At 68.7% G+C, this 9,691-nt stretch carries 2 protein-coding genes; both read left to right on the top strand.

The window, feature by feature from the left end; translation table 11 throughout:
• The first annotated feature begins 18 nt into the window (after positions 1–18).
• Complete coding sequence (locus ACIBLC_RS31165; RefSeq protein WP_399214671.1) at positions 19–4,269, top strand: SDR family NAD(P)-dependent oxidoreductase; 4,251 nt, start codon at positions 19–21, stop codon at positions 4,267–4,269.
• Positions 4,270–4,302: 33 nt separating this feature from the next.
• Entirely contained in the window at positions 4,303–9,621 is a 5,319-nt protein-coding gene (locus ACIBLC_RS31160; RefSeq protein WP_399214670.1) for an SDR family NAD(P)-dependent oxidoreductase, read from the top strand.
• Positions 9,622–9,691: the final 70 nt, after the last annotated feature.

The raw sequence follows: 9,691 nt of genomic DNA, 5'->3' as shown, positions 1-9,691 counted from the left end.
GTGGCTGGTGTGATCAAGATGGTGCAGGCGTTGCGGCACGGGGTGATGCCGCCCACGCTGCATGTCGATGCCCCGTCGGCGAAGGTGGACTGGACCGCGGGCGCGGTCGAGTTGCTGACGGAGGTGCGGGAGTGGCCTGACACCGGTCGGCCGCGCCGCGCTGGTGTGTCGTCCTTCGGTGTCAGCGGGACCAACGCGCACCTGATCCTGGAACAGGCCCCGCAAGAGCAGCCCACAGTGCCGGAGCCTGTCGGGCCTGGGCTGGCGGGGACCGATGAGGGTGTGGTGCCGCTGGTGGTGTCAGCGAGGAGTGTCGGGTCTCTGGCGGGCCAGGCCGAGCGGTTGGCGTCCTTTGTGGAGTCGAGTGAGGTGTCACTGCCGGATGCGGCGGGTGCGTTGGTCGCTCAGCGGGCGATGTTGCCTGAGCGTGCGGTGGTGGTGGGTTCGCGTGCTGAGGCGTTGGCGGGGCTTGGTGCGCTGGCGCGGGGCGAGTCTCATCCCGGTGTGGTCACCGGCAGCGTGTCGGCGCTGGGCGGGTCCGGAAAGGTCGTGTTCGTCTTTCCCGGTCAGGGTTCGCAGTGGGTGGGCATGGGCCGTGAACTCCTCGATTCCTCGCCGGTGTTCGCGCAGCGGATCGCTGAGTGTGCGGCGGCATTGGAGCGGTGGGTGGACTGGTCGCTGGTGGATGTGTTGCGAGGGGATGCTCCGGTCGAACTCCTGGAGCGCGTGGATGTGGTGCAGCCTGCGAGCTTCGCTGTGATGATCGGGCTTGCCGCCGTCTGGTCGTCGGTCGGCGTGGTGCCGGATGCGGTGGTCGGTCACTCGCAGGGTGAGATCGCGGCGGCGTGTGTGGCGGGTGCGTTGTCGCTGGAGGACGCGGCCCAGATTGTGGCGGTACGCAGCCAGGTGATCGCGGGCAGTCTGGCGGGCCGGGGTGGTATGGCGTCGGTGGCGCTGTCGGCGGCAGAGGTGGCCGGGCGTATCGAGCGGTGGGCCGGCCGGGTTGAGGTGGCGGCGGTCAACAGTCCCACGTCGGTGGTGATCGCCGGTGATGCCGAAGCCCTCGACGAAGCCCTCGACGTTCTTGCGTCGGATGGTGTGCGGGTGCGTCGGGTGGCGGTGGATTACGCCTCCCACACCCGGCATGTCGAGGCGATCGAGGGCGCACTGACAACCGCCTTCTCCGACATCCGCGCCCAAGCCCCGCTGGTTCCTTTCTACTCGACGGTGACGGGGGAGTGGGTAAAGGAGGCGGGTGTCCTTGACGGCGGCTACTGGTACCGGAACCTGCGCGGCCAGGTCCGTTTCGGTCCTGCCATCGCCGGTCTTCTGGCCAGCGGTCACACCGTCTTCGTGGAGTCGAGTGCTCACCCGGTTCTGGTCCAGCCGGTCAGCGAGATCGTCGACCAGGCCGGCACAGAGGCTGTGGTCGGTGGTTCGCTGCGCCGTGAGGAGGGCGGTCTGCGCCGGCTGCTGACCTCCATGGCCGAACTGTTCGTCCGAGGCGTCCCCGTCGACTGGGCGGGTGTCCTCCCGGCCAGTGCCGCCGCCACCAAGGTCGATCTGCCGACGTATGCCTTCGATCATCAGCACTACTGGCTGCGTTCTGCTCCCGTGGTCGATGCTGTCGCGCTCGGTCAGGCCGCCGGTGGCCATCCGCTTATCGGGGCGATCATTGGCCGGCCGGACTCCGGTGGTTTCATGACCACTTCGCGGTGGTCGGTGGACGCGCACCCCTGGCTGGGTGATCACACCGTCGGTGATGTGGCCGTGGTGCCGAGTGCGGTGTTGGTGGAGCTGGCCATCCGGTTCGGTGACGAGGTGGGCAGTCCGGTGGTCGAGGAGTTGACCGTGGACCGGCCCGTCCTGTTGCCGCTGCGGGGCGGCAGAGCCGTACAGATGACGGTCGGGGAGGCCGATGAGCAAGGGCGGCGGCCGGTGGAGGTGTACTCCCGCCCGGACAACGCCGCTCTGGACGCGGTGTGGACACGCCACGCCAGCGGCACGCTCGTGCCTGGTCCGGTGAGCCCGTCCGCTTCCGGTGGCGCGTGGCCTACTGGCAGTCCCGCAGCCGATGTGGCCCTCGGCAAGGCAGTCGGTGACGCCGACCGCTATGGCCTGCACCCGGCGCTGCTCGACGCGGCGGTCCGAACGGCGTTCCCTGATGAGGACGTGATCGCGACCCGGTGGAGCGGGGTGGCGTTGCTGGCTTCCGGTGCGGCGGCGGTGCGGGTCCGCGCAGCCCGTGACGCCACGGGGGTGAGAGGCCTTGAGCTGGTGGACGCCACCGGCGCGCCGGTGCTGACCGCTGATGCCGTTGTCGCCGAGCCGTTCTCGCCCGAAAAGGCAGAGGCCGAGGACGGGCCGGCCTCTGGCGCCCTGTTCCTGGTCGACTGGGTTGAGCTTCCCCTTTCCCCAGGTGAGAGGGCTGAGGACGCCGGCAGTATGGCGGCTGTCGGCGATGCTGAAGACGTTGCTGGCCTCGCGGCGGGCGGGGCAGCGGTTCCGGGCCTGCTGGTGTATGAGGCCTGGCACGTGCCCGCCGACCCGCACGTGCCCGTCGGCCCGCGTGAGGCCGTCGCCGCAGTGTTGGCCGTTGTCCAGGCGTGGCTGGCAGCACCGGCTCTGGCGGACACCCGCCTCGTCGTGATGATCCCCGACGCCGAGGACGATGTCGCCGTAGCGGCCGTGTCGGGCCTGCTGCGCTCAGCACAGTCGGAGCACCCGGACCGCATCGTCCTTGTCGGGAGCGCCACTGCCGAGCATCGCGGCAGTGCGGCGACCTCGGAGTACCCGGCGGCCGTGCAAGCCGTGCAGGCTGTGGAGGCTGTGCAGCTCGCGGTGGCCACGGGCGAGCCCCACGTTCGTGTGCGCGGTGGTGTGGTCTTCGTCCCCCGGCTGCGGCGTGCCCCGCTTGCCGAAGGCCCCCGGCGCGAGCTCAACCCTGACGGCACCGTCGTGGTCACCGGCGGCACCGGGACGCTCGGCAGTCTCGTCGCCCGGCACTTGGCGACCGAACACGGCGTACGGCACCTGCTGCTGGCCAGCCGGAGCGGACCGGATGCCGAAGGGGCGGCGGCGCTGCACGAGGAACTGACCGGCCTTGGCACGACCGTCACCATCGCCGCGTGCGACACCGCGGACCGGGACGCTGTCGCGGCGCTCCTGGCCGCAGTGCCGGACGCACATCCGCTCACCGCGGTTGTCCACACTGCCGGAGTCCTCGACGACGGTGTGGTCACCGCCCTGACCCCGGACCGTTTCGACACCGTCCTGCGGCCGAAACTCGACGCCGCAGTGCACCTGCACGAACTGACCCGGGACATCGATCTTGCGGCGTTCGTGCTGTTCTCCTCCGCCGCCGGAGTCCTCGGCAACCCCGGCCAGGGCAACTACGCCGCCGCCAATGCCTCCCTGGACGCCCTCGCCCTCCACCGCCACCACACCGGCCTGCCCGGCATCTCCCTCGCATGGGGGGTGTGGGACCAGACCGGCACCAGCGGGAACCTGGGCACGGCCAATCAGCGGAGGATGGCCCTGCACGGCCTGGTGGCACACTCCAGCCAGGAGGGTCTGGAGCTGTTCGACGCGGCGCTGCAGTCAGACGACGCGGTGCTCTTGGCGGCCAGGCCGGACTACGCCGCGCTGCGCGCCCAAGCCGCGTCCGAACCCGTACACGTACTGCTGCGGAGCCTCGTGCGTGGCGGCCGTCGCACCGCTCGGCACGGGGCCCCCCGTTGGGGCGGCCTCGCTGAACAGCTGGCCGCCACGCTCCCGGTCCAGCGAGAGCAGATGCTGCTGGAGCTGATCCGGCGCGAGGTCGCTGCGGTCCTGGGCCATTCGACACCCGGCAAGGTCGACCCCGACCGGGCTTTCCGGGAGGTCGGCTTCGACTCGATGCTGGCCGTCGAACTCCGCAACCGACTCACCGGACTCGCAGGGATCCGCATCCCTGCCACGATCGTCTTCGACCATCCCACACCCCGGAGCCTGATGCGTCATCTGCTCGCGGAACTGTGCCCCGAGGACGTCGGCGAGTTGGCGGGTCGGGAGGACGAGATCCGGAGGGTCCTGGTCACCACGCCTCTGTCCCGGTTCCAGGAACTCGGGCTCATGGAGAAGCTCCTGCAACTGGTGGCGAGCCCCGGTGGTGAAAGTGCCACAGCGCCGGACACCGCCGAACCGAAGCAGGACGGCAAGCTGCTGATCGAGGAGATGGACGCCGACGACCTGGTGGAGCGCGCGATGAGAAAAGCCCGGAAGCAGTAGCGGACGCGCGAGCGGAACGAATGGAGGCAGGGAATGACCAGCTCAGAGGCAAAGCTTGTCGAAGCGCTGCGGGCTTCACTGATCGAGAACGAGCAGTTGGAGAACGAGAACAAGAAGATCCGCGACAGCTTCACTGAACCGATCGCCATCGTGGGTATGGCGTGCCGGTTCCCCGGTGGGGTGTCGTCACCTGAAGAGTTGTGGGAGTTGATCGCCGATGGTCGTTCCGCAGTCGGCGCATTCCCCACCGACCGGGGCTGGGATCTTGAGAACCTGTACGACCCGGAGCTCGATCGGACCGGCACGACTTATGTACAGGAAGGCGCGTTCCTGCACGACGCGGGCGAGTTCGACGCCGGTTTCTTCGGTATCTCACAAAGCGAGACGCTGGTCATGGACCCGCAGCAGCGTCTGATGCTGGAGACGTCGTGGGAGGCGATCGAACGGGCGGGCATAGACCCGGCTACTCTGCGTGGCAAGAACGTTGGCGTGTTCGCCGGCGTGGGCGGGCACGATTACGCCACCAGTTTCCACAGCGTCCCCGACGAGCTCGAGGGCTACCTGATGACCGGCGGCTTGGCGAGCGTCCTGTCGGGACGGGTTTCCTACACTCTCGGGTTCGAGGGGCCCGCGGTCACGGTCGACACGGCCTGCTCGTCGTCCCTGGTAGCCATGCACATGGCAGTGCAGTCCCTGCGTTCGGGCGAGTCGTCGTTGGCGCTGGCCGGGGGCTCCAGCGTGATGACCACTCCCGCCGGCTTGGTGTTGGCCTCGCGTATGCGGACCCTTGCGAAGGACGGCCGGTGCAAGGCGTTTGCGGCATCCGCAGATGGAACGAACTCTGCCGAGGGCGTGGGCTTCCTGCTGTTGGAGCGGGTTTCCGATGCCGTCCGTGACGGACATGAGATTCTCGGCGTCGTACGGGCCACTGCGGTGAACCAGGATGGCGCGTCCAACGGACTCACCGCGCCGAACGGGCCCTCGCAGCAGCGGGTGATCCGCCAGGCACTCGCTGCCGCTGGTTTGTCGTCCGCCGACGTCGACATCGTCGAGGCGCACGGCACCGGAACCCCCCTGGGCGACCCGATCGAGGCACAGGCCCTACTTGCCACCTATGGCCAGAGCCGTGACCCCGGACTGCCGCTGTGGCTCGGTTCAGTGAAGTCGAACCTTGGACACTCGGGCCATGCGGCAGGCGTCGCTGGTGTGATCAAGATGGTGATGGCAATGCGGCATGGTGTGCTGCCGCAGACTCTGCACGTGGACGAGCCCACGCCTCAGGTCGACTGGTCTGCTGGAGCGGTTGAGTTGCTGACCGAGGCGCACGAGTGGCCCGAGATCGGCCGTCCTCGTCGTGCGGGAGTCTCCGGCTTCGGCGTCAGCGGCACCAACGCGCACGTCATCCTGGAGCAGGCGCCCGAGCAGACATCCGTGAACCCGTCCGACGAGAAGACGCGCGTGCTGGGCGACGCGGTTGTGCCACTGGTCCTCTCGGCCCGTGGCGAGGCGGGTCTCGCCGGCCAGGCCCGGCGCCTTGGTTCGTTCCTGAGGCAACGTCAAGAGCTGGACCTGCTTGACGTCGGCCGGTCGCTGGTGCAGAGCCGGGGTCTTCTCCCCGACCGTGCGATCGTGCTCGCCGAGGACCGGGAAGAGGCGCTGACCGCATTGGACGCCGTGGCCGGCGGCGAGTCCGCGACCGGTGTCGTCAAGGGAACGGCCGAGAGCGTAGTAGGCCAAACTGTCTTTGTGTTCCCCGGCCAGGGCACACACTGGGCGGGCATGGGAAGGGAACTGCTTGAGACGTCGCCCGTGTTTGCAACCAGCATGGCCGAGTGCGCCGGGGCGCTCGACCCGCTGACCGGCTGGTCGTTGCTCGATGTGGTGCGGCAGGTCGAGGGCGCCCGGTCCCTTGAAGACCTCGACGTGGTGCAGCCGGTCTCGTGGGCACTGAACCTGTCGCTTGCCGCGCTGTGGGAAGCGTGCGGGGTCGTCCCGGATGCGGTCGTGGGTCATTCCCAGGGCGAGATCGCCGCTGCCTGTTTTGTCGGCGCGCTGTCCCTTCCGGACGCCGCCCGCCTCGTGGTTTGCCGGGCCAAGATTATCCGCGCCGAGTTGTCGGGACGCGGAGGCATGGCGTCCCTCGTTGCCGGTGTCAAGGCCGCCTCCGTGCTGGTGGAGGAGTTGCCGGGCCTGGAGATCGCCGCAGTTAACGGACCCTCCTCAGTGGTCGTGACCGGTGAACTGCCCGCCCTGGAAGAGCTGCTCGCCCGGTGCAAGACCGAGGGCATCCACGCCCGCAGGATTCACGGGGCCAACGCCGCCGGACACTCCTCACAGATCGATGTGCTGCGCGACTCTTTCCTCGAGGCACTCACTGGGGTCTCCGGCGGGCCTTCGCGCGTGCCGCTGTACTCCACGGTGACCGGGCGACTCCAGGACACCACGGAGCTGGACGCCGAGTACTGGTATCGCAACCTGCGGCAGACCGTGCAGTTCGACCCGGCCATTCGGTCCCTGGCCGGTGATGGACATGGAGTGTTCATCGAGGTCAGCTCGCACCCTGTGCTGGCGTCGAGCGTCCAGGACGTGCTGGAGGAGCTCCAGGCACCCGCTGTCGTCACCGGGTCGCTGCACCGCGGCGAGGGCGGCCCACGCAGGTTCCTTGCCTCGCTGGCCCACCTGCACACCCACGGCGTTCAGGTCACCTGGGGGGCCGTCCTCGGCCGCGGTACGGAGCGGCCCGTAGACCTGCCCACGTACGCCTTTCAGCGCCAGCGCTACTGGTTGGATCCGGCAGACTCCGGTGGGGACGCAGCAGGCCTCGGTCTCGAGGCGGCGGACCATCCCCTGCTCGGCGCGGTCACCGAAATCCCCGGCTCGGACGGCGTGTTGTTCACTTCCCGGCTGTCGCTGCGCACGCACCCCTGGCTCGCCGACCACGCGGCCGCTGGAATCGTCCTCATGCCCGGAGCAGCCTTCGTGGAACTCGCCGTCCGCGCCGGCGACGAGATCGGGTGCAGCCTGGTCAGCGAACTGGTTATCGAGCGCCCCCTACTGCTGCCCGAGAGCGGCGGCGTCCAGCTACGTGTGTGGGTAGGTGAGCCCGACGAATCCAGCCACCGCACCGTCCAGATTCACTCCCGCTGGGAGGAAGCCGGTCCACGTGGGAGCTGGACCCGTCATGCCTCCGGACGCCTGGTGCCAGAGGAGGGTGGGGCCGACTTCGACCTCACCCAGTGGCCGCCGCCCGGCGCCACCGCCGTCGACCCGGACGTACTCGCCCACGCCTACGACGGCATGGCACAGGCGGGATACGGCTATGGTCCGGCCTTTCGGGGCCTGCGCGGGGCGTGGACGCGCGGCGAGGAGGTGTTCGCCGAGGTCTCACTGCCCGAGGAAGCAGGCAAGGGCGATGACTACGGGCTGCACCCGGCCCTCCTGGACGCGGCCATGCACGCCTGTGCCTTCCGCACCGATATGGCCGGCGAGAGCCCGAAGCTGGCTCTGCCATTTGTCTGGCGCGATGTCAGACTGCACGCCGTCGGAACCTCCACACTGCGGGTTCACCTCACACCGCTCGCTCCCGACACGATCCGCTTGCGCCTGGCCGACGCCTTCGGCACACCTGTGGCTGCCGTCGACTCGATGGTCTTGCGACCGGTGGTCCCGGAACTGCTGCGTGTCGGCTCAGGTGCGTCCAAGGAGCAGATGTTCCGTGTGGCCTGGGAGCCCATCTCCGTCAGGAGCGTGCATGACGAGCTGAACGTCGTACTCGTGACAACTGCCGAGGACGTTCGTGCCGTGGCCGGAACGCCCCCCGGCATGCTCCTCCTCGATGTGGCCGGCAACGGACGTACGGACCCCGCCGCCGTCCGGGACCTCACCGGGCGAGTGCTGGAGGTCGTCCAGGCGTGGCTCGCGGAACCCGCCTTCCAGGACACTCCTCTAGTCGCTCTCACACAGGTCGGTGCGGCCGTCCAGGGCGGGGACCCGGCTCCCGATCTGGCCGTTGCGACGGCTGCCGGCCTGCTGCGTTCGGCACAGTCCGAGAACCCGGGCCGCATCATCCTGGTCGACACGGACGGCACGGAGGCGTCAGCTCGGCGCCTGCCCGATGTACTCGCGTCCGGGCAACCTCAGGCGGCACTTCGCAGCGGCGCGGTGGCGGTGCCGAGGCTTGTCAAGGCCGCCCCCGCCGATGCCCATGGCCGTCCACTGAACCCCGAGGGCACGGTCTTGATCACCGGCGGTACGGGGAGGCTGGGTCGTTTGGCGGCCAGGCACCTGGTTTCCAAGCACAAGATCAGAAACCTCATCCTGGTCAGCCGGAGGGGACCGGACGCACCGGGCGCGGCCGAGTTGGAAGCCGAACTCGGGGGGCTTGGCGCGCTCGTCCGAACCGTAGCGTGCGACGTGTCCGATCGAGACTCCGTGGTGGCTCTTCTGGCCTCGGTTCCCAAGGACACCCCCCTTACCGGCGTGATCCACGCAGCCGGCGCGCTGGATGACGGTGTGATAACCACCCTGACGCCCGAACGGCTCGACGCGGTGCTCCGTCCGAAGGCCGACGCGGCACAAATTCTGGATGAGCTCACGCGCGATCTCGACCTCGCGGCCTTCGTCCTGTACTCCTCTATTTCGGGGATCTTCGGTTCAGCGGGTCAGGGCAACTACGCTGCCGCGAACTCCTACCTCGACGCGCTGGCTGTACGCCGTCATGCTTCCGGATTGCCGGCGACCTCACTGGTGTGGGGATGGTGGGGGCAGGGATCGGACATGCTGGACAAGCTCGCTGAGGTCGAGCTGAAGCGTTTCGACCGCTGGAACAGCACCGAACTCACGGCGCACGAGGGCATGGAGCTGTTCGACCTCGCGCTGCTTGACCGTGACGCTGTTCAGGTCCTGACGAAGATGGAACTCGAGGCGATATGGGACCAGACCAACTCCGCATCCGTCCCCCCACTGCTGCGCGGCCTCATCCGCGTCAGTCGGCGGCCCGCCCGTGACGGGGCGACCGGGGCCGACAAGCTGGCAGATCGGCTGGCCGAGGCGTCCCCGGACCAGCGAGGAAAGATCTTGGTCGATCTGGTCCAGCGCGAGGTCGCCACGATCCTCGGCCACGTGTCTGCGGACGAAATCGGACCGGACCTTTCCTTCTTCGACATCGGTTTCGACTCTCTGACCGCCATCGAACTCAGGAACCGGCTGTCGGCGCTCACCGGCGTCCGCATCCAGGCCACCTTCGCCTTCGAGTACCCCACCGCGGAACTGGCCGCCGAGGAGCTGCTGGAACGCCTCGAACCCCACGTGGGCTCGCCGGATACTCCACGCATGGTGCGCGGAGATCAATGACCGACTCGTCTCCGTGCCGGAATCTGACAATGCGGACGTCTAGCCAGGATTTGATCGTACGTCAGACCGG

It is taken from the genome of Streptomyces sp. NPDC050535, assembly GCF_044457665.1.
In the GTDB taxonomy this organism is placed as follows: Bacteria; Actinomycetota; Actinomycetes; order Streptomycetales; family Streptomycetaceae; genus Streptomyces.
Note: the sequence above shows the minus strand (reverse complement) of the source record. Positions and strands in the feature narration are given on the sequence as shown.

Bases quoted from the DNA above. Each gene is read 5' to 3' on its own strand.
- ACIBLC_RS31165 (WP_399214671.1), top strand. From the start codon at position 19: ATGGTGCAGGCGTTGCGGCACGGGGTGATGCCGCCCACGCTGCATGTC.
- ACIBLC_RS31160 (WP_399214670.1), top strand. From the start codon at position 4,303: ATGACCAGCTCAGAGGCAAAGCTTGTCGAAGCGCTGCGGGCTTCACTG.